This window comes from Veillonella sp. 3891, assembly GCF_003992315.1.
Taxonomy (GTDB): Bacteria; Bacillota; Negativicutes; order Veillonellales; family Veillonellaceae; genus F0422.
The window spans coordinates 1-21,375 of record NZ_RQVE01000019.1; the positions used below are offsets into that span (position 1 = coordinate 1).

General features: G+C 40.7%; 17 protein-coding genes and 3 tRNA genes. 5 read left to right on the forward strand and 15 right to left on the reverse strand.

All coding sequences use genetic code 11. The features are described from left to right. Window positions 1-166: 166 nt before the first annotated feature. Window positions 167-1,390: a Fic family protein gene (locus EO118_RS08045; RefSeq protein ID WP_127069420.1), complete on the reverse strand. Its 1,224-nt coding sequence runs from the start codon at window positions 1,388-1,390 to the stop codon at window positions 167-169. Between the two features lie 248 nt (window positions 1,391-1,638). Here EO118_RS08045 and EO118_RS08050 point away from each other — a divergent pair, with 248 nt between their 5' ends. Further along, window positions 1,639-2,574 (forward strand): 50S ribosomal protein L11 methyltransferase, encoded by a 936-nt coding sequence (locus EO118_RS08050; RefSeq protein WP_127069421.1) that lies wholly within the window; start codon window positions 1,639-1,641, stop codon window positions 2,572-2,574. Window positions 2,575-2,888: 314 nt separating this feature from the next. Here the strand turns inward: EO118_RS08050 and EO118_RS08055 are convergent, their stop codons facing one another. From EO118_RS08055 to EO118_RS08085, 7 genes are all read right to left on the reverse strand, one after another. Beyond that, window positions 2,889-3,827: an RluA family pseudouridine synthase gene (locus tag EO118_RS08055; RefSeq protein WP_240626923.1), complete on the reverse strand. Its 939-nt coding sequence runs from the start codon at window positions 3,825-3,827 to the stop codon at window positions 2,889-2,891. 763 nt (window positions 3,828-4,590) lie between these two features. Further along, window positions 4,591-4,666 (reverse strand) — tRNA-Val (locus EO118_RS08060). A 3-nt stretch (window positions 4,667-4,669) separates the two neighbouring features. Further along, window positions 4,670-4,744, reverse strand: a tRNA-Glu gene (locus tag EO118_RS08065). 5 nt (window positions 4,745-4,749) lie between these two features. After that, a tRNA-Asn gene (locus tag EO118_RS08070) sits at window positions 4,750-4,825 on the reverse strand. A gap of 59 nt (window positions 4,826-4,884) precedes the next feature. Then, window positions 4,885-6,084 (reverse strand): P1 family peptidase, encoded by a 1,200-nt coding sequence (locus EO118_RS08075; RefSeq protein WP_127069422.1) that lies wholly within the window; start codon window positions 6,082-6,084, stop codon window positions 4,885-4,887. Window positions 6,085-6,424: 340 nt separating this feature from the next. Then, window positions 6,425-7,498, reverse strand: coding sequence for an iron-containing alcohol dehydrogenase family protein (locus tag EO118_RS08080; protein WP_127069423.1), 1,074 nt, complete (start codon window positions 7,496-7,498; stop codon window positions 6,425-6,427). Between the two features lie 151 nt (window positions 7,499-7,649). Then, window positions 7,650-8,606 carry a 2-hydroxyacid dehydrogenase gene (locus EO118_RS08085; protein ID WP_127069424.1) on the reverse strand — a complete coding sequence of 319 codons (957 nt, stop codon included), beginning with the start codon at window positions 8,604-8,606 and terminating at the stop codon, window positions 7,650-7,652. Window positions 8,607-8,834: 228 nt separating this feature from the next. Here EO118_RS08085 and pyrF point away from each other — a divergent pair, with 228 nt between their 5' ends. Both pyrF and pyrE read left to right on the forward strand, forming a co-directional pair. After that, window positions 8,835-9,554: an orotidine-5'-phosphate decarboxylase gene (gene pyrF, locus EO118_RS08090; protein WP_127069425.1), complete on the forward strand. Its 720-nt coding sequence runs from the start codon at window positions 8,835-8,837 to the stop codon at window positions 9,552-9,554. Continuing rightward, window positions 9,551-10,138 carry an orotate phosphoribosyltransferase gene (pyrE, locus tag EO118_RS08095; protein WP_127069426.1) on the forward strand — a complete coding sequence of 196 codons (588 nt, stop codon included), beginning with the start codon at window positions 9,551-9,553 and terminating at the stop codon, window positions 10,136-10,138. The genes pyrF and pyrE overlap by 4 nt, the downstream gene beginning before the upstream one ends. 241 nt (window positions 10,139-10,379) lie before the next feature. Here the strand turns inward: pyrE and EO118_RS08100 are convergent, their stop codons facing one another. The 6 genes from EO118_RS08100 to EO118_RS08125 all read right to left on the reverse strand — a co-directional run bounded on the left by EO118_RS08100 (window position 10,380) and on the right by EO118_RS08125 (window position 16,770). Further along, window positions 10,380-11,636: a Glu/Leu/Phe/Val dehydrogenase gene (locus EO118_RS08100; protein ID WP_127069427.1), complete on the reverse strand. Its 1,257-nt coding sequence runs from the start codon at window positions 11,634-11,636 to the stop codon at window positions 10,380-10,382. A 151-nt stretch (window positions 11,637-11,787) separates the two neighbouring features. Beyond that, entirely contained in the window at window positions 11,788-12,561 is a 774-nt protein-coding gene (gene fetB / locus EO118_RS08105) for an iron export ABC transporter permease subunit FetB (protein ID WP_127069428.1), read from the reverse strand. Further along, complete coding sequence (locus tag EO118_RS08110; RefSeq protein WP_127069429.1) at window positions 12,548-13,216, reverse strand: ATP-binding cassette domain-containing protein; 669 nt, start codon at window positions 13,214-13,216, stop codon at window positions 12,548-12,550. Before EO118_RS08110 ends, fetB begins: the two co-directional genes overlap by 14 nt. Window positions 13,217-13,231: 15 nt before the next feature. After that, window positions 13,232-13,987 (reverse strand): exodeoxyribonuclease III, encoded by a 756-nt coding sequence (locus EO118_RS08115; protein ID WP_127069430.1) that lies wholly within the window; start codon window positions 13,985-13,987, stop codon window positions 13,232-13,234. A gap of 147 nt (window positions 13,988-14,134) precedes the next feature. Further along, window positions 14,135-15,556 carry an argininosuccinate lyase gene (argH, locus tag EO118_RS08120; RefSeq protein WP_127069431.1) on the reverse strand — a complete coding sequence of 474 codons (1,422 nt, stop codon included), beginning with the start codon at window positions 15,554-15,556 and terminating at the stop codon, window positions 14,135-14,137. After that, the gene (locus tag EO118_RS08125; RefSeq protein WP_127069432.1) at window positions 15,556-16,770 is read right to left on the reverse strand and encodes an argininosuccinate synthase; all 1,215 of its coding nucleotides are present in this window, start codon (window positions 16,768-16,770) and stop codon (window positions 15,556-15,558) included. Before EO118_RS08125 ends, argH begins: the two co-directional genes overlap by 1 nt. 356 nt (window positions 16,771-17,126) lie before the next feature. Between EO118_RS08125 and EO118_RS08130 the strand changes: the two genes are divergently transcribed. Then, complete coding sequence (locus EO118_RS08130) at window positions 17,127-17,939, forward strand: transglycosylase domain-containing protein (RefSeq protein ID WP_127069433.1); 813 nt, start codon at window positions 17,127-17,129, stop codon at window positions 17,937-17,939. A gap of 240 nt (window positions 17,940-18,179) precedes the next feature. On the opposite strand, the gene EO118_RS08135 is transcribed toward EO118_RS08130, so the two are convergent. Further along, the gene (locus EO118_RS08135) at window positions 18,180-18,959 is read right to left on the reverse strand and encodes a hypothetical protein (protein WP_127069434.1); all 780 of its coding nucleotides are present in this window, start codon (window positions 18,957-18,959) and stop codon (window positions 18,180-18,182) included. Window positions 18,960-19,155: 196 nt separating this feature from the next. On the opposite strand from EO118_RS08135, the gene EO118_RS08140 reads away from it, so the two are divergent. Then, entirely contained in the window at window positions 19,156-21,240 is a 2,085-nt protein-coding gene (locus EO118_RS08140) for an OPT family oligopeptide transporter (RefSeq protein ID WP_127069435.1), read from the forward strand. Window positions 21,241-21,375 lie beyond the last annotated feature (135 nt).

The window sequence follows — 21,375 nt, forward strand, 5'->3', positions numbered from 1 at the left end:
GCCTATTTTTATGCATGAAAAAAATATCTTGGGGGGATAGCTTTTGCTGTCCCCCCAAAATATATTATAGAACCAAAAAAAATAATATGGATATCTAAAAAAGGATAGCTGAGATTGACTCGGCTATCCTTTTCTTATGTCGATACTAGTATGAATTTATAAGTCTTTAGCAGAACTTGAGTATACCCACATTTAATTTAAAATGTAGCACTTTTCCTACTTTGGTAACCACTAAATGGTCAGATGGTATTTCTTTTAATTTACTATCTAGAGTTCGTTTACTCTTACCAATTACTGCTACAATTTCATCCTTGGTAGCGCCTGAAAAAAGAGAAAACATACTCGCTTGTAATGCTACAAAATAAATATCTTGTATCACTTGGTCTGTAATTTGGTTCTTTTCTACAAATCTTTCTAACTTTTTTTCCGCTTCACGTAAACGCTTCACTCTCGTTACTAATAACTCTTTTGCATTTTTTATCGTTGCTTCTAACAGAGTTAAAAACTCAATAATAAAATATGTTAAATCTCCACGGTTATATTCTGAATTAGTGATGATAAATGCATCATAATATTTCTTCTGATTATCTTTTATCACCTTGGAAAGTCTAAGTCCAATCAACGGATGGTATTCCCGTGAAATATATTGGGAGGAAATAATCCTAGATGTGCGCCCATTCCCATCATAAAAAGGGTGAATATATCCAAACAAATAATGGTAAATAGCGACACGAATTGGCACCTCAATAGTATCATCATTAAGTATACGAAGCGCTTCTGTCATCGTATCAATGATAGTCGACTCTGGAAACAGTCCTTGATGAATAATCTTATCGGTTCCCGTCTTTACATCTACACTATCTGCTCGGAATAACCGCCCATCAGGACGATCCTTCTCTTCAATTTCCGACCACAAAAAAGATTCATAAAACGTACGTAACTCTTCGCAAGTCCTTATCGATACACCTTCATCAGTGACATGTAATACTTGTTTATACTTTTCAATAATACTGTGAAAACGCAAAGGTCGATTACTATCAAACTGTTCCAAAGACTCTTTGATTTCACGCCGACTACTACGTACCCCCTCGATATCATTACTGGATTTTATCTCATCTACTAAAAAACTATTCATAAGATGATTCAGTAATACATTAGGCATCGGTTGAAGTTCTTTAATAAACTCTGCCGTTTCCTTATAAATGCGCAATACTAAACTCATCATTTCAGGGGCATAACAATAAAACGCTGGAAATGATACTTTTCGATTATATTCTTTGATAGCGATTGGCAAATGTACCGTAAACTCATGTTGGAAGCGTTCTTCATATCGTTTCTTCCAATCTGCCTCAGATTTTCTATATAGTTTATACAGCGATTCATATTTCATAGGACCCTCACTACTGAAAGAAACATAACGTTCTACATTTCAATGGAAATTTTCATATTTTTTGCAAATGAAATTTTCTTCAATGGAAAAAATCGCCATTTTTGCAAATGAAAGTATTCCCTTTATATTAGATAGTACTATATTTTGGATGTTCCAACAAGAAGCAGTTTGGCTAAGCATTACAGATGTGATAGTATACTAGTGATAACTAACCATTTCCATTTACGTTTTATTTACGAGGTACCACCATGGCTTGGCTTGAAATTACATTGACCACGACGCACGAAGCGTCTGAACTTATCACGGATACTCTGCTCGCTCTAGGAGCAGAAGGTGTCTACACAGAAGATCCTTACGAATTTGACCAACTCACAGATGATGGATTTGGAATTATCAAACCCGAACGAGAGGAACTGTATGATTCCTCTGATGTTACTGTGAAAGCCTATATAGATCCCGATCTATATGGGATTGACGAGTTAGAGACTCTCATCAAAACCGAACTACAGCAGTTGCAAAGTACTTTCACCATGGATTTCGGCCCCCTCAATCTATCTATTACCATAGCTGACGAGTCTGGTTGGGACGATTGGAAAATGCAATATCCTCCAATTTCGATGACGGAACATTTGACGATTATTCCTGATTGGGCGGAATATAGCCCGCATGAAGAGGAGCGAGTGATCCGCATAGAACCTGGCATTGCCTTTGGCACTGGCGACCATCCAACCACACGATTGGCTATTCAGGCTATGTCTCAATATTTGACCCCTGAAAGCATAGTCTTCGATGTGGGCACAGGATCCGGCATCATCGCCTTATCCGCAGGAGCCCTAGGCGCTCAATCTGTCACAGCCTTCGATCTAGATGAAACAGCCACTGCTAATGCACAACACCACGTTGATATGAACCAGCTAGGATCCGTGGTACAAGTACAAACGAATAATTTACTGGAAGGCATTAGTGCCACCGCCTCTATTATCGTGGCTAATATTATTACCCCTATCTTGTTACGCTTATTGGAGGATGCCTATCGCTGTCTAGAACCGAAGGGAGTCTTCATCATGAGCGGCATCCAAGAAGGAGAAGAGCAAGAGCTAATCACTGCCGCTACTACTATTGGTTTTGTAAATATCTCCACTACCTCTGAAAATAGCTGGATCTGCATCACCTGTCATAAATAATGGTTTGCACTATGGCCATCTCATACAATAAGAAACTGATAGATTGTTATATCATGCATAGAATCTAACTACAGTATAGAAACTAAATACGACGCAAAAGCACGATTTTGAAATTTGTGCACATAAAAAACGCGATTTTGAGCACGATTTTAATTTTTGTGCTTTTTCGCGTTTTTTATCATTTATAGTATTGGGAAGAATTAGATTGGAAGAGATTAAATTAGATTAGCCATCGTTTATCCACGGATTTTATAGTGTACCGCTCTGCCTTTGGCCTACCAATAGTACCTACAGTTATAACAAATACACTGCTGTTATATTTCTATTATTATTTGCGCACCTGTTCGCATATGGTAGTACACTAAACGATAGGCTCTAAGAGCAAACGTCTTATCTATATCTTTTACCTGCCCTTTTGCTGTATTTATTACCTCTTGTTGTAAGCCTTTATGACATTCTGCATCATCTATCCCACATGGACTCTGTTTGCGTTTCAACACTCCCTCATCAGCATACAACGGGTCATGTGCCAACGGATGTCCTATATGTGCCATGGTCACTCGAATTTGGTGAGTCTTACCCGTCCACAAGCGAATGCGCACGTCTGTTGTATCTTGTGCCGCATCATAGTGTAGCACTTCATATTCCGTTTTGGTCATGACCCCCTCTGGGTGTATCTCTTGGTGGATTCCATCTGCACTTTTGTGGATGGCTACTTCTAGTACCTCATGCGGTTGTTCCAATCGCCCTTGTACTGTCGCTCGGTACCACTTCTCTAACCGATTGTCATCCATCTGCAGTTGGTAAAAATGTTGAGCCAAGCCATGCTTTGCTACTATCACCAGTCCAGCCGTATCTCGATCTAACCGATTTAGGAAGCGTACTTTTCCATATATATTTTGCACTTTAAAATAGTGAGCTACCCCATTTGCTAAGGACACTTGCCCTTTCGAGTTCATCGTGATTCCCGATGGTTTATCTACGATAAGAATATCTTCATCTTCATAGGCAATGACTAGTGGCATCTCTATTGGGTCGTGGTCAATGCGCTCTTTTAGAGGCATAACTTCTAGCACCATTCCCTGTGAAAGTCTCGTTTTTGCTGTACAAATTTGTCCATCCAGTCGAACACCTTTTGCCGAAAAGAGGTCTTTCATCGTTTTTCGTGGGAATTGATGGGTATCTAGCCATTCTCCTACCGTCGTCTCTATTGAATTTTCAATTGTAAATGTTAACGTTCGTTTGTCTTTCATTGGTTTTCCATTTCATTAAATTTTACATACTCTCAACATATCTATCTATAATTTCCCAACTCCTATGTAGCAAAAATTTTTTTACTTTTACCCCACACTTATCTATATATATTTTACCACATCATTACATGTACCTTTTTGGCAAAATATGCCATTACCACCATACTTGTTCATTTGCTTTGATATTTTTATTCACTATGAATAATCCATTAAAATTCTAATATATTGAAAATAACAATCTTCCTCTAACTTAACAAAGAGCGCTAACTATTATGAGAAATATGTTTAATTTATAAGTACTTCGTACCAAAAAAGAGACTATAGATCATGCAAATGCATAAGCTTCTAGTCTCCTTTTTCTCACAAACGATATATCTAAAGTATGCACCAACGCCCGAGTAGTATCCACTCTAAGGATTCAGTACATCCATTAATTCCAGTAAACGCCCTTACAACACTACACATTCCGAAGCAAACTACGCACGGCGCAAATATACAAGTAACACCGCACAAGCAATTCCCTGAGGAACGCCGTTACGAGTAGTAGCCTTGCGGCGTTCCTTACTATCTAAATCGCGCAAACTCAAAAGACCGCAACATGCTCCTGAACAAACCTACCGTAGGATCAGTTTGAGAAGGAGTATGTTGCGGTCTTTCCTTTATCACAGTAAGACACGAACGCCGCAGTCTACATAGCAAAACAAGTGACGACACAAAGTCTACATAAAAGAAAAAGAACCATCCAAAGGATGATCCTTATCTATGGTGGACGATGACAGGATCGAACTGCCGACATCCTGCTTGTAAGGCAGGCGCTCTCCCAGCTGAGCTAATCGTCCATATGGTGACCCGTGGGGGAATCGAACCCCCGATACCGCCGTGAAAGGGCGGTGTCTTAACCGCTTGACCAACGGGCCTTGTATGGCTCCTCGAGTAGGACTCGAACCTACGACCGATCGGTTAACAGCCGATTGCTCTACCTGCTGAGCTATCGAGGAATAATACAAGAGTTATTATATAGTACTTTCATATAAAATGCAAGTATTTTTTATATATTTTAAATTTTCACTTCGTGTAAATCAATTATATTCGCTAAAAACTCAGAATGATCTACCCTACTAGCTTGCATAGCATCTTCGATGGCATCGCTCATTAACTCTGCTGCCAAAGTGCCTACCACATTTACGTCAGCTACTACCTCTTTTTCTATATTACAAGTAGACTGACTTTCAGCTATTCTCCTCAAACCATTCTGTCTTTCAAAATGATGGTCATCGTTGTTCCCATTAACCCCTTTATTAGCATCATACTCTACTAATGTATCTGACTCAGATACAGAGAACGCATAGATTGTATCTCCATCAGACAGGGTCCCCACAGGGCGAATAGACCGCGCATATCCATTAGTAGCCATCATAGCAATTTTCGTTAACTCCCCTTTAGTAAACTTAGCATTTGTCACAACAGCTCCAATGGTAGTATTTCCCTTTTCCAAACCTAGAACTGCTTCACCTCGAGCATTGCTATCCTTTAGCGGAGCATCCTCCATGCTACCTATTACAGATTTCCCTACCAACGGCTTACTTTCAATTACACCTACGTATTGATCAAACATCAGCTGACAAGCATCCAATATGTGCTGACGTTCTTCATCCATGACACCTCCTAAAGCATGTCCATGACGATCGTACACATTACCAAAGGCATTCACTACCACAACAGCACCTACCACAAGGTCCCCTAGCTTTGCAGCAGCATACCCGATGCCACCCTTCATGGCCCGTTCCATGCCACATACCTTACCTACGGTAGCTCCTGTACCAGCCCCTATGTTACCAGAGATCGGTTCCGTGCTTATGAAAGTCCTTTCACAAGCATCATACGCCATCTGTACTGTGGGACGTGCCTTCGGGTTTCCGTAGGATAAGTCGTAAATATCGCTTTGGCAAACAATGGGCACCACCCCATAGGCTGTAGGAAAGCCAATATTCCGTACTTCTAAAGATTGCATGACCCCATCGCTAGCGCAGAGGCCAAAGGCGGATCCACCGCCTAAGACCAAAGCATTCACCGGCGTTGGTGCTGTCGTTGGATCTAGAACGCCACTTTCACGGGCGGCAGGACCGCCTCCACTAATATGCACCCCCCCTTGGGCACCACGAGGAAAGCGTAATACGGTCAACCCCGTTTTACCTACCGCATCCGTAGCATTCCCTACCTTTACAAAATCTATTTCATTCCATGATATTCTTTCCATAGCCACCTTCTACTCCGACTTCCTTTATTAAGCATTATCCTACTCATGCACAAACTATCTATCTCATTTTATAAACAATTAGCTATACTAGATGCTATCTCTATGAATTCAGACAATTCTATAAACAACCATCCCTGTTATATCTAATGCTGTCATTTGATAAGCACAAATTTTGACTCATATCCCTAGCATATGCCATGCCTATCCAATTCATAATATAATACCCCCATCATAGCACAAACAGGTATCTCTTTCTACTAGAGATACCTGTCGATTACTGATATACGAACTATGTTCATACAGATTTAACTGTATACTATGCAACCTAGCGCCACACAGATTAGTTATGCGCTTCTACTTTCAAAATCGCTTCGGTCAATAATTCTTCTGTCACCACATAAGGGCTAATCACTACATCACGAACGGAAGCCGCTTTTTTCACGATCATTGGGATATGTTCTTTTGTTAATCCCATGTCGGAAAGTTTCGTAGGCCATCCAATTTGGCGATACACTGGCAACCACCGACTTAACTCGTCATCTTGCTTGTCTGCTGCAAATAACACCAATAAACCATAGGCTACCATTTCACCGTGAAGGTGGTGTTCTTCCGTATGAGGGTCTTCGGCACAGCCGTAGCAAACAGCATGCGCAATGGTACTATTGAAATCTCCTGGCATGCAACCAGATACAATACCTGTGGTCAGTACAACGGCCATCACCAATTCATCAAAAAGGCGGTTACGTTCTCCCTTTTCATTAGCCGTAAGGGCTTCACGACCATGTGCGAAAATTGGTTCCGCACACATCTTGGATAAAGATAAGCCTACTTGTACATTATAGGACAAATCTCGGCCACGCGTAGCCATATGCGTTTCATAATGTTTCGCAATGGTGTCACCCATACCTGCCCAGAAATATTGACTTGGGGCTTTCACCAAAATATCTGCATCAATGAATGTATGCACGGCAGGACGTTTTAGGAAAGCTACGCTGTCAAAGGTATGGTCCAAGGTATAAATGGCAATAGCCTCAGATGTAGCTGCACAGGTAGCCGCAATAGTAGGCACTGTGATGACAGGAATATCCCCTAATTCAATACTCGTTAATTTCGTCGTATCTAGGGCTTTACCGCCGCCCACACCGATAAGAAAATCAGCAGCTTGCAAGGCTTCCTTTTTTGCCAGTTCATTTGTTACAGCATAGGCACATTCACCACCAAAATGTACCACTTCTAGCACTTCAACCCCCGCTTTTTCTAGGGCTGGTTGCAACAAAGGTAATGCTACAGATAACGATGTATCTCCACCGATAATGACAGTTTTCTTACCTAACTGTTTTGTATAATCCCCGATAGTATCAAAAATTTCATGTCCCCCAAAGCTATAGCTTGGTAATGTATGTACAGGTCTCATCCAATCATCCTTTCTGCGAGTCCACTTAGGGCGTACCATTGTATGTTAAAACGTAATACAAAGTATTATAGGACGATTGTATGGAAAATGCAATCACTATAGGATATACATATACATAGGGGCTTTGTTATATATACTTTCTATGAAAGTCTTAACACACTCGATTGACAGGCTCCCCTTGTAAAAATGCCAAAATATTATCTGTCACAATGTGAGCTCGCGTAACAAAAGCTTCTTGGCTCGCAAAGGCAATATGTGGTGTTAACACGGTGCGAGGTGCATCACATAATGGATGATCTGTTGGGATTGGCGGTTCTACTTCAAATACATCGATGCCAGCTCCTCGTAATTTGCCTGCTTTCAAGGCCTTAGCCAGTGCTTCGTTATCCACCACAGGTCCCCGTGCTGTATTGATCAATATCGCTGTATCTTTCATGCTATCAATACGCTTTGCATCGATTAAATAACGTGTAGCATCATTCAATGGTACATGCAAGGATAGAATATCTGAATCTCGTACTACTGTATCTAAGTCAGCAAAGGCAAAGCCTTCTGCTAGTAATTCTGGTTTTTCCGAACGATTGTAAGCAAGCACGTGGCAACCAAAGGCCTTGGCAATACGAGCTACAGCCACACCGATAGCCCCCATACCTACAACACCAAAGGTTTTGCCGTGCAGTTCAAATCCAGGCAGTCCATCTTTAGTGCCACCTGTGCGTGTACGTCCATCGCAAGGCAATACATTGCGCATGACAGAAATAGCAAGACCAAACACTAACTCTGCTACGGCTTTCGTAGAATAACCTGCTGCATTGCTCACAACGATACCTTTCTCACGGCATGCATCCAAATCCACATGGTCCACCCCTGTGAAAGCCACAGATATAAACTCTAAGTTTGGACATTGACGAATGATTTCACCGGACAATGGTTGGTTCGCCAAGATAATGATAGACGCTTCACGAACACGGTCCAACAACTTTACTTGATCCGTTTCCTTCGTACCATGCACAACCAGTTCATAGCCTTGCACTTTAAATGGCTCCGCTAAGGATTGTAATAATTCTCCGGATACACCTAATGGTTCCATGACAACAATTTGTTTCATAGTATGTCCTCCTTTTACAACTATACAAGACAACACCATGTTGTACTACGCTTTAAACGCCTACCTGTCATACTTCAGGGACAGCAACTTTCATTACCTATCTACTACGCATTCATTTTAGTTTCATTATAAATTATAGTCATTCAAATTTCAACGAATATATAAAGTTCTTGACTTTCACTATAAACTATGAAATAATAGTACGATTTGTGAAACAAGGAGGTTCCTATGGCAGATGATCGTTTAATTGTAGCCTTAGATGTGTCCTCACTGGAGGCGATGCAATCCATCGTAACATCCTTAGGCGATTCCGTCAGCTATTATAAAGTTGGCATGGAATTATTTTATGCAGCAGGTGAACAAACTGTAGCATATTTACGGGACCACAATAAATCCGTATTTCTTGATTTGAAATTACATGACATTCCTAATACGGTAGCCCATGGTATTAAATCATTAACTCGTTTGGGGGCCAAATTAATCACTATCCACAGTCAAGGTGGCAAAGTGATGATGGAAGCGGCTATGAAAGCAGCCAAAGAACAAGCTGCTGAACTAGGCATTGAGCGCCCAAAGCTATTGGCGATTACAGCCCTAACTAGCTTTGATGATGAAAATTGGTCCGCTATTGGTGGGTCTTTACCTATTTCAGACCATGTCGTAAAATTAGCAAAGCTAGCCAAAGAAGCTGTCGTAGATGGCGTTGTGGCTTCTCCATTGGAAGCAAAACTCATTCGTGAAGCTTGCGGAGAAGATTTCTTAATCGTCACACCAGGCATCCGTCCATCGTTTGCGGCTACTAATGATCAAAAGCGTATTGCTACACCAAGCAGCGCTTTACAAGATGGGGCGTCTCGCATTGTGGTAGGACGACCAATTACACAAGCAGAAAATCCACAAGAAGCAGTTCGTTTAATTGTTGAGGAAATGGAGACAGTTCAAAAATGATGACAGAAGAGAATGTAAAACAATTATTAATCGACACACAAGCTATTTTAGAAGGACATTTCTTGTTAACATCTGGCCTTCACAGCCCAATGTATGTGGAAAAGTTCAACGTCTTATCCCATCCAAAATATACAGAACAATTATGCCAAGAATTAGCTCGTCGTTTTGAAGACCAAAGCGTAGAACTTGTCATCGGACCTATGACTGGCGGTATCTTATTAGCTCACGAAGTTGGTAAAGCTCTTGGCACTCGTGCTATTTTTACAGAACGAGAAAAAGGTAAAATGACATTGCGCCGTGGATTCCGCATTGAAAAAGGACAACGTGTTCTCATCGTAGAAGACATCGTAACCACAGGCGGATCCGTACGTGAAGTAGTAGATGTAGTGAACGAAGCTGGTGGCGAAATCGTTGGTGTAGGTCTTCTTGTCAACCGCAGCGGTGGTAAAGCAGACTTTGGCGTACCAAACGAAAAAGTACAAGCCTTGTTAAACCTAACAGTGCCAACATTTGAAGCTAGTGACTGCCCACTTTGCCAAAATGGCACACCAATGACAGAACGTGGTAGTAAACATATTAAATAAAACTTTGCTGTATACCTAATAGGTCCCCCGTCTATTGTAAAATAACGGAGGACCTTTCTTCTTTAGTAAAACCTATGCAAAGCACAAAAAAGGAACTACGCAAAAATCATTCGATCTTGTATAGTTCCTTTTCTTATATACCGTTACAATCTATGTTTCCATCTGACTATCTAGTGATTATCATAGCATCTAACTCTCTAGCAAGTATGACATCATTTAAGATACATAGACAAGAAATACATTAGCCGTTATATCCTTTAATTTTTAATGCTTCTACTAAACGACGCAATGCCACCATGTACGCAGCCAATCTTGGGTATACTTTAAATTCTTCTTGCATAGCCCATACTTCTTCAAAGCTTTTCTTCATGTTCTTTGCTAATTTTTCGTTTACTTCTTCTTCCGACCAATAGAAGCCAGCTTTGTTTTGTACCCATTCATAGTAGGATACAACTACGCCACCGCCATTAGCTAATACGTCTGGCAATACAGGAATGCCTTTTTCAAAGAAGTATAAATCTGCATCTTTGGTTAATGGTCCGTTAGCACCTTCCAAGATTAATTTTGCTTTTACTTCTTTCATATTGGCTTCGTTCACTTGATTTTCCAAAGCTGCCAAGTATAGCACATCTACATCTAACAACAATAGCTCTGGATTTAGAATGCGTGTCATACCTGGCTCTTCGTAGCCTTCTAAAGAACGGCCATGAGAATTTGCATATTCGTAAGCTTTTTCTACATCGATACCATTGGCATTGTACAGAGAACCGTGTACGTCACCGATGGCAACGATTTTAGCTCCTTCACGGTGCATCAACAAAGCACCAACGGAACCTACATTACCAAAGCCTTGTACAGCAATAGTCAAATCTTTGATAGATTTATTTTGTTTTTCCAAGTAGGAAAGTAATGTAAACATACAGCCACGGCCTGTTGCTTCATTACGACCTAAGGAACCGCCAATAGCTAGTGGCTTACCTGTTACGATGCCTGGTGTCCATTGACCTGTTAAGGCGCTGTATTCATCGACGATCCAAGACATAATTTGTGGGTTTGTATTTACATCTGGAGCTGGCACATCTCGTTCTACCCCAATGATAGGAGCAATTTTACGAACGAAACCACGTGTTAAACGTTCTAACTCTCTTTCACTTAGTTTTCTAGGATCTACTTTGATACCGCCTTTACCACCACCATATGGTAAATGAGCGATCGCATTTTTGATGGTCATCCACGCACCTAAGGCGCGCACTTCATTTTCGTCTGCATCAGGGTGAAAGCGTAATCCACCTTTAGAAGCACCGAGAACAGAGCTATGTTGGCAACGGTAACCAGTGAATACTTCCACATGTCCATCATCCATTTGCACTGGAATAGCCACGTTCATTTCACGTTCAGGGTGACGCAATACTTCATAGTCATTGCGAGGGATACCTAATGTATCCGCTGCTAAATCTAAGGTTTGCAACATATTTTCATAAGGGTTGTAATTTGCCATAATACCACCTCGTTTTGAATATAAAAAGAATATGTATACCCTAATAGTATCACAACTATTCCCATATGACTATAGGCTTTCAAAAAATCCTATTTAATTAATAGGTTTATAAATAGTAAATAAATAGTATGCATATAAAAAGCTGATTCTATCACAAATCAGATAGAATCAGCTGTTCTTTTGCATTGAAAAATTGTCGGCAACTCAAGTATCCTGCTATGGCAATAGCAATGGATATAGTGGAAAAAGACATAAAGATAACAATGATTTGGTATTTAATAGCCTCCATAGGGCTCATGCCTGCCAAGATTAAGCCTGTCATCATTCCCGGCAAGGATACAATCCCCAATGTTTTCGCACTATCGATAGTCGGTTGCAAGCTAAAAATAAGGGCTGCTCGCAAGATCGCTTTACAGGCTTGCATAGGTGTAGCGCCTAAAGCTAACTTAATCTGAATCTCTTGTTGACGGCTCTTAAAGCTAGTCATAATTTGTCGGAAACAGAGTCCCACTGCGACCATCGCCCCAGACATCACCATGCCACCTACGGGAATCATTTGGTACGGAGTAAAAGATAACACATTTGCCCCTAATAAGATAGCAAGGGTAATCACAGCACCAATACCGATGCTAACACCCGCAATCCACGGGGCATGTATAATTCCTTCTCCTCGTTTACCCCCATTGACAGCAGCACTAATAAGCATCACTAGCAATACGCCGCCCGTAAAGAGCGGATGATCGGCACCAAAGATAAAATGTAATACATAGCCTACCACCACTAGTTGCACTACCGCTCGCAATGCACTATGTAAGATTTCTAGTTCTAATCGCATTTTCTGCTGATAAGACACGATACCAGCCATGGCGATAAGTACCGTTGCCATCAGCAAGGACTCATTCGATAAAGCATTAAAGCTCCCCATGTAGCACCTCACAATCTGTAATAAGGCCGTCTTTCACAGTCATCCGCCGTTGCCCCATACGGACACTTTGTTCTGGATTATGGGTCACCTGTAACAAGGTTAATCCTTCCTTGTGCAGTTGCATAAGGCCTTCTTCCACCCACTCCGTATTTTCTGTGTCCAAGGCAGATGTTACCTCATCTAATAACAACACTTCTGGGGCAAACAACAAACTGCGAATCAAACAAATCCGTTGCATTTCTCCTCCCGATAGTTCTGTATTAGACTTTTCCAATAGGTCTAAATTCATATGAAACAAATCAAATAACTCTTTGATCCTTTTTGTATCCACAGAACGACCTCTCATGGTAAAAGGAAAGGCTAGATTTCCTCGCACGGTTTGTCCAAGTAAATAAGGTTGCTGGAAACAATACGCCACTCGTTGTCGATACTCCGTCGGCACATAGCTTTCGATAGGCCTACCACGAAAGGAAATCGTACCTCCCGTAGGAGATACCAAGGAGCTAGCCAATTTTAGAATTGTGCTTTTACCACTCCCAGAAGGGCCTACGATGGTGATACTTTCACCTTCCTCAACAGAGAAGGATATATCCCGCAAGATTTGACGGTCTCCCACTGTTAAAGAAATATGTTCAAAACTTACATGTGATGCCATACACAATTCCCTATATTATAAATCAATTATCAATTCCACCGGACAATGGTCACTACCAAAAATATCAGCATGGATCTTCGCCTCTTGGATTTTATCAGCAATGCTGTTGGATACTAAAAAGTAGTCAATTCTCCATCCTACGTTCCGCTCACGAGCTTTTCCCATGTAGGACCACCAGCTGTAGGCATCTACTGCATCAGGATATAAATAACGGAACGTATCCGTGAAGCCTGCTGCGAGTAGTTCTGTCATTTTTTCACGTTCCTCATCACTAAAGCCAGCGTTTTTGCGGTTAGTTTTCGGATTTTTCAAATCAATTTCTTGATGCGCTACGTTAAGGTCACCACATAGGATGACTGGTTTTTTCGCATCTAGTGCTAATAAGTATTCACGGAATGCAACTTCCCATTCCATACGGTACGCCAAACGGGCCAATTCACGTTGGCTATTTGGTGTATAGCATGTGACTAAGTAGAATTTTTCGTATTCTGCCGTAATCACTCGACCTTCTTGGTCATGTTCCTCAATGCCGATGCCATTCACTACGGAAATTGGTTTTTCTTTTGTGAAAATAGCCGTACCGCTATAGCCTTTTTTTACCGCACTATTCCAATATTGTTCATGATTTGGCAAGACCATTTCAATTTGCTCTGGTTGCAATTTTGTTTCTTGTAAACAGAACATATCCGCATCTAATGCATCGAATGCATCCATAAATCCTTTTGTCATGGCTGCACGCAAACCATTGACATTCCAAGATATTAATTTCATTGTTAGTACCTCATATTGTCTATTAATAAAAAATATATATTGATTATATCACAAACTTTCAATATACATGTATGCACATTAAGAATCATTCTATATAAGAAATAGGGGCAATACGACATATGTCGATTTGCCCCTTAATGCATCTATTTATTGTAAATGAATTTTTTCTTTCCAATTCGTAATGTGTGCCAATTCTTCTGAAAGCACCTCTTTACCCACACGGATTTGACGTGCTACACACTCTGGTGCTGTACCGCTGTAGTTGCTACGTCCCGCTACGCAAGCCTCGATAGTGATAGCATCTAGGATATCCGCTTCAAAATGATATGAAATAGCTTTGAAATCATCCACGGATAGATCCAGCAACACGCACCCTTTTTCGATACAATGTTGTACCGCTGCCCCTACGATGGCATGGGCTTCACGGAACGGTACACCTTTTTTCGCCAAGTAGTCCGCCATATCTGTAGCGTTAGAGAAATCATCGTCCAACACCGCTTTTGTATGGTCTCCATTGACTTTCATATGGCGTAACATATCCGCCGTAATCGAGATGGCGAAATGCAAAGTATCAATAGTATCGAAAACCCCTTCTTTATCTTCTTGCATATCTTTATTGTACGTCATTGGTAGGCCTTTCATGGTTGTAAGAAGTCCCATTAAATGACCGTAAATACGACCTGTTTTACCACGTACGAGTTCGCACACGTCTGGATTTTTCTTTTGTGGCATAATGCTAGAACCTGTGCAATGTGCATCGTCTAGTTCGATGAACCCAAATTCTGTGCTAGACCAAAGGATTAACTCTTCACTTAAACGGCTTAAATGCATCATCACTTTTGCCCCAAAGCTGAGGAACTCTAGCACATAGTCACGATCGCTGACAGCATCCATACTATTTTCATAAATCGCATCGAAGTGCAATAATTCCTTCGTCATGTTTTGATCGATAGGATACGTAGTACCCGCCAAAGCGCCTGCCCCTAATGGCATCACATTGGCATGTTTAAAGATCAACGGCAAATTATCGAAGTCACGGCTCAACATAGAGAAGTATGCCATCATGTGATGACTAAATAATACTGGTTGCGCCCTTTGTAAATGAGTGTAACCAGGGATAATTACATCTTTGTATTTCTCTGCCACTTCTAAGAAAGCTTGTTGTAAGTTCACAAGCTCCTCACCTATATGTACCACTGCCTTGCGGATGTACATGTGTAAATCCACTGCTACTTGGTCATTACGGCTACGGCCTGTATGCAGACGTCCACCCGCTTCACCAATCGCATCAGTTAAGCGTTTTTCGATATTCATATGGATGTCTTCTAATGCCACAGAGAATTCAAAGTTTCCTGCATCAATTTGCTTTTCAATAGCCTGTAAACCTGCTACGATAGCATCTTTATCTTCCTGAGAAATGATGTGTTGCTCTGCTAGCATCGTTGCATGAGCAATACTGCCTGCCACATCTTCTTTATACATACGGGAATCAAAGGAAATAGAGGACGTGAAGTCCTCTACTGCCTTATCCGTCCCTTTGGTAAAGCGTCCGCCCCAAAGTTTCGCCATTATTTTAAACCTGCTTTCTCTTTCATTAATGCATTGATTGTCAAAGGCAATCCGAATAAGTTGATGAAACCTTCTGCATCGGCTTGGTTATATACATCATCTTCTTCAAATGTTACAAATTCTTGGTTGTACAAGGAGTATGGAGATGTAGAGCCTGCACTGATGATATTACCTTTGTACAATTTCAATGTGACTTGACCTGTTACTGTTTGTTGTGTGCTGTCCACGAAGGCTTGTAAAGCGCTCATCAATGGAGCAAACCACATGCCATCATACACAAGTTCTCCATATTTGTTCGCTACTAATTCTTTATAATGATATGTCGCTCTGTCTAGGCAAAGGTATTCCAATTCTCTGTGCGCATACATGATGATAGCTCCTCCAGGATTTTCATAGACACCACGAGATTTCATACCCACTAACCGATTTTCTACGATATCTACAATACCGATACCATTAGCAGCACCGATTTCGTTCAAAGTTTGTAAGATGGTAAGTGGAGACATAGCTTGACCATTTACTGCCACTGGTACGCCTTCTTTGAAGTCGATAGTCACCATAGTTGGCGCATCTGGTGCTTCTTCTGGAGATTTGCTAACTAAATATACATCATTTTTAGGGGCATTCTTAGGATCTTCTAAATCGCCACCTTCATGGGATAAATGCCATACGTTTTGGTCCATAGAGTAGGGGTGTTTTTTTGTTGCCACTACTGGAATGTCGTGTTTCGCTGCGTATTCCATGCAATCTTCCCGGGATTTCAATTCCCATTCACGCCATGGAGCAATGATTTTTGTATTTGGTGAAAGTGCTTTAATTGTCAATTCGAAACGCACTTGGTCATTCCCTTTACCTGTAGCACCGTGAGCGATGGCATCCGCTCCTTCTTGTGCAGCAATTTCTACTAATTTTTTCGCGATTAATGGTCTTGCAAAGGAAGTACCTAATAAGTATTTACCTTCATACACAGCACCTGCTTTTACAACTGGCCAAATGTAGTCGGACACAAATTCTTCTTGCGCATCGATGATGTACGCTTTCGTAGCACCAGATTTGATAGCTTTTTTCTCTACTGCATCATAATCTTCTGGTTGACCTAAGTTCACGCATACAGCGATAACTTCTGCGCCATAATTTTCTTTTAACCAAGGAATGATAACAGATGTGTCCAAACCGCCGGAGTAAGCTAATACTACTTTGTTAATGTTGCTCATAATTGACCTCTTTCTTTGTGTAATTCACTGCTGTGCAGCACTTGTTTCTATCTTATGAACGTATTATACAACCATCTGTATAATAATGCAAGTATTTTTTATAAAAATTCTTTTATATGCATTTTTATTCTATCTTATGCCATTTTATAGGAAATACCTATAACCTGTGACCGCATCATTCTTCTATGACTACATTATACTTTCCACTACTATACATTACCAAATGAACACACTCTGCTCGAGTCTAGTCGGATGATTCAATATTCTTACGCATTGTTAATAGCAAACAAATCTTTCTACTGTTATAATCCATTCCTCCTATTGTTGATACCCCCTAGATATGATATGATGAACCCATGAAAACACTTTTTAAACTCATCCTTGTGCTCACCATTGCAGCTGGTGGTTTATATTGGTTCGCTGGGTATACCCCAGAGGATGCTAAAACCACTACGCAACATGTAGCACATACGATAAAAGAACAAACCATTGAACAAGGGGAAGATCAGCTTTCTAGAATCGACCGCATTAAACGTCTCTTTCATTTCAAAGAAGCTGTAGAGGAGGCCATGGATAAACGGGTGCCACTAGAGCATCGCGTTCGCAGCGAAGACATTAGCCCTATAGTAAAACAAGCTTTAGTGGCTACGGAAGATAAACGTTTTTATGAGCATGGAGCGGTAGACTTCTTTAGCATTGGTCGCGCCTTATATACAAATACCATAGCCGGGCAAACCGTAGAAGGTGGTAGTACCATTACCCAACAATTGGTAAAAAATTTATTCTTATCCTCCAAGCGTATCATGTCTCGTAAGGTGGAAGAAGTATTTCTTGCCTATTTGATGGAGCATTATTACAGCAAAGATGAAATCATCACCATGTATTTGAATACCATTTATTATGGTACCGATTACTATGGTATTAAAGCAGCCTCTGAAGGATACTTTAAGACAGAACCAAAGGACCTTAACTTAAGTCAAGCTGCTGTGCTCGCAGGCATTCCACAAGCGCCGTCCTACTTTAACCCAGTAAGCAACATAGATGCTACAAAACAACGACAACGGACAGTATTAACCTTAATGGCACAACAAGGGATTATCTCCTATGCAGATATCGATAAAGCCTATTATAAGAGACTTGATGCTCCGAAGAAACAACAGGATCACTAAACAAACTATCTAGTATAAGTTACTTATGCTAGTATAAGGGGCTTCACTCATATCTTATTCATACACAAAGTAAAGTTACAACAAACTGCGCCACAAACAAACATAGAGGAAAGTTGAACAAAACGTATCAACTTTCCTCTATTTCATTTCATAGCTATTGTTACACTCTTGAGCTACAACTATACTATCTATATTTGATACCACTAGGCATGACTACTTAACAGCTGCAAAGTTCTCTTATTATTTTCCTAAGTTTCCTACTGGCACATAAATGCTACCACTAGACATAGGTGCGATGGTGCCTTGATCATAAATCAACACGATGTCATGATTTTCACGGGCAAAGAAACTATTTGGCTTACCTGCTGTGGCATCCGCATAGATAGCTTTTTTACCTTCTTTCGGCAATTGTTGTAATCCTGCTGTAATCGTTTCTTGTGGGAGTCCACCAAAATCACTTAAGGACAAGCTGCGACCTGTGGTGGTATTAAAAGTAAATCCTTTTTCCACATTTATTCCATGAGACGCATTGTCCTCAATGGTATAGGATGTAATGGTGACAGAGAAAATCCCATTTCCATCAGCTTTGATATCATAGCTCATGTATAAATTTTGCTTTTCTCCATCTACTGCTTTTTCATTCATCTTGTGCACTTGCTTACGAAGCTTTTCTACATAATCTGTAATCGTCTTATTTATCGCTTTCGTCACGTAAGGGCTAACAGATTGCACTCGTGGGTACGTCAGGTCCATATGGTTTTCTTTCACTGTCTCTGGTTTAACTGTTACTTGCAAACGATCTGTAAACGCTTTTGCCGCTGGCGCTACAATTTGTTTTTTATCTTGTCTAGCTTTCATCGTTTCCTCGCGGATGATACGATTGGTTTCTGGCGATGCCGTCGTAGAGATACGCTCGCCTACCGCAATGGGTGTTTCTTTCACCACCGTAATATCTGCTGCCTGCAATGCTATTGGTAAACAAGCGGCCATGAGTACCGCACCAAATATTTTTCTTCTCATAGTCTGTCTCCTTATCACATAGGGTATAATTATATCTCTATTATATACACCAACTACATGAACCGTATATGAAAATTTTTAATATACTTTCCTAAATAGACGTATGTATACAAAATTTACTATATTTTTTATTGAAAGTCCTTGAGAATACTGATACAATGAGTAAGATAGTAGTGTATTTTAAGGAGGTATAACTATGAAGCATGATTTTATGAGTCATGATATTAGCTTACCGGAATTAACAGTCAGAGGGATGTTACTAGGTGCGATTATTACATTAATTTTCACTGCCTCTAACGTATACCTAGGTCTGAAAGTAGGTTTGACGTTCTCATCCTCCATTCCGGCTGCTGTAATATCTATGGCAATCTTACGCTTCTTCAAGGATTCCAATGTTCTTGAAAACAACATGGTACAAACGCAAGCATCTGCTGCTGGTACCTTATCTGCAGTCATCTTCGTATTGCCAGGTCTATTGATGATCGGTTATTGGCAAAACTTTGACTTATTGGAAACATTGTTATTATGTGCCTGCGGTGGCTGTCTTGGGGTATTATTTACCATTCCATTACGTCGCGCTATGGTTATGAATAGTGACTTACCATATCCAGAAGGTCGCGCTGCTGCTGAAATTTTGAAAGTAGGTTCTACTGTTCCAGGAGAAACTACAAAACAATCCGGCGGTATGAAAGAAATCGTATCCGGCGGTGCATTAGCTGGTATTATCAGCTTTGTCACACAAGGTTTCCGCGTATTTGGTGAATCTAAATCTTTCTGGTTCCCTGTTGGTGCTGGAGCTACACAAATTCCATTTGGTTTCTCCTCCGCTTTATTAGGTGCCGGTTTCTTAATTGGTATTGCCAGTGGTATCGCAATCTTAATCGGTATGATTATTGCTTGGGGTGGTTTCGTACCATACTTAACCAACCATCTACCAAATCCAGATAACTTAGAAGCTATCAAATTCTCTAACACGGTATGGAAAACTAAAGTTCGTTTCATCGGTGCTGGTACAATCGGCGTAGCTGCCATCTGGACATTATTGACATTGATCAAACCAATTATTGAAGGTATCAAATTATCTATCAAATCCATGACGGCTAGCGCAGAATATCGCGATACACACCGTATGGATACAGATATGAAACCATCTACTATCGCTATCGTATTTGCATTAATTATTATTGGTTTAATCATTTGCTTCTACTCTTTCGTATCTGCTCTTCCAATGTCCGCAGGTCTTGCTTGGACACTTGTGATTGCAGGTATCGTAGTGGCATTGTTAATCGGCTTCTTCGTAGCTGCTGCTTGTGGTTACATGGCGGGCTTAATTGGTACTTCCGCAAGTCCAATTTCTGGTATCGGTATCATCGGTATCATCGTGTCTTCCTTGGTAGTGCTTACTATCGCATCTGCAAACAACTTATTAGCTACACCAGAAGGTATCAAATTCTCTACTGCCTTGGCGATTTTCATGACTTCCGTGGTTATCTCCATTGCAGCGATTTCCAACGATAACTTACAAGACTTAAAAACTGGTCAATTAGTAGGTGCTACACCTTGGAAACAACAGGTAGCTCTATTAATCGGTTCCTTAGCTGGTGCCGTAGCGATTGCTCCAGTACTTGACTTGTTATACCATGCTTACGGTTTCACTGGCGCTATGCCTCGTGAAGGAATGGATCCTGCCCAAGCATTATCCGCTCCACAAGCTACATTAATGCGTCAAATCGCAGAAGGTATTTTCAATGCTAATATGGATTGGACTTATATCTTCTACGGTATCCTTGTTGGTATTGCCGCTATCGTTGTTAACTTAATTTTAAAATCTACAACAAAATCCTTAACATTACCACCACTTGCAATTGGTATGGGTATCTACTTACCTCCAACTTTGGAAATGCCTCTTGTAATGGGTGCCATCATCGGTTACTTCGTAAATCGTTACATCACAAAACGTGCGAAAGAACGTGCTGGTGCTTATGCAGATGCTGACGTAGAACAATCTAACCGCCGTGGCGTATTGTTCGCTTCTGGTTTGATTGTTGGTGAAAGTATCATCGGCGTTATCATCGCTGGTATCATCGCCTTCTCCGTAAGTACAGGTGGTAGCGAAGCTCCACTTCAATTGGCTTTCACTGAAGCAAAATCCTATGGTGATACAGCTGAATGGCTAGGCTTTGCAGCATACATCTTTGTTGCACTTTGCTTAATTCGCATCGTAATCGCTTCTAAATTCAACAAAGCAGAAGCAGAAGCAATCGAAAATATGAATAAATAAAACACTACACATATCACAAAAGAGGCTGTAACCATTTGGTTGCAGCCTTTTTATTTCGCTTGAATTGTCAAGTCAAATGCAACTCTACTGAATGATAAACCTCGTATGGGGTTTTCCAATTTAAGCATTTGCGCG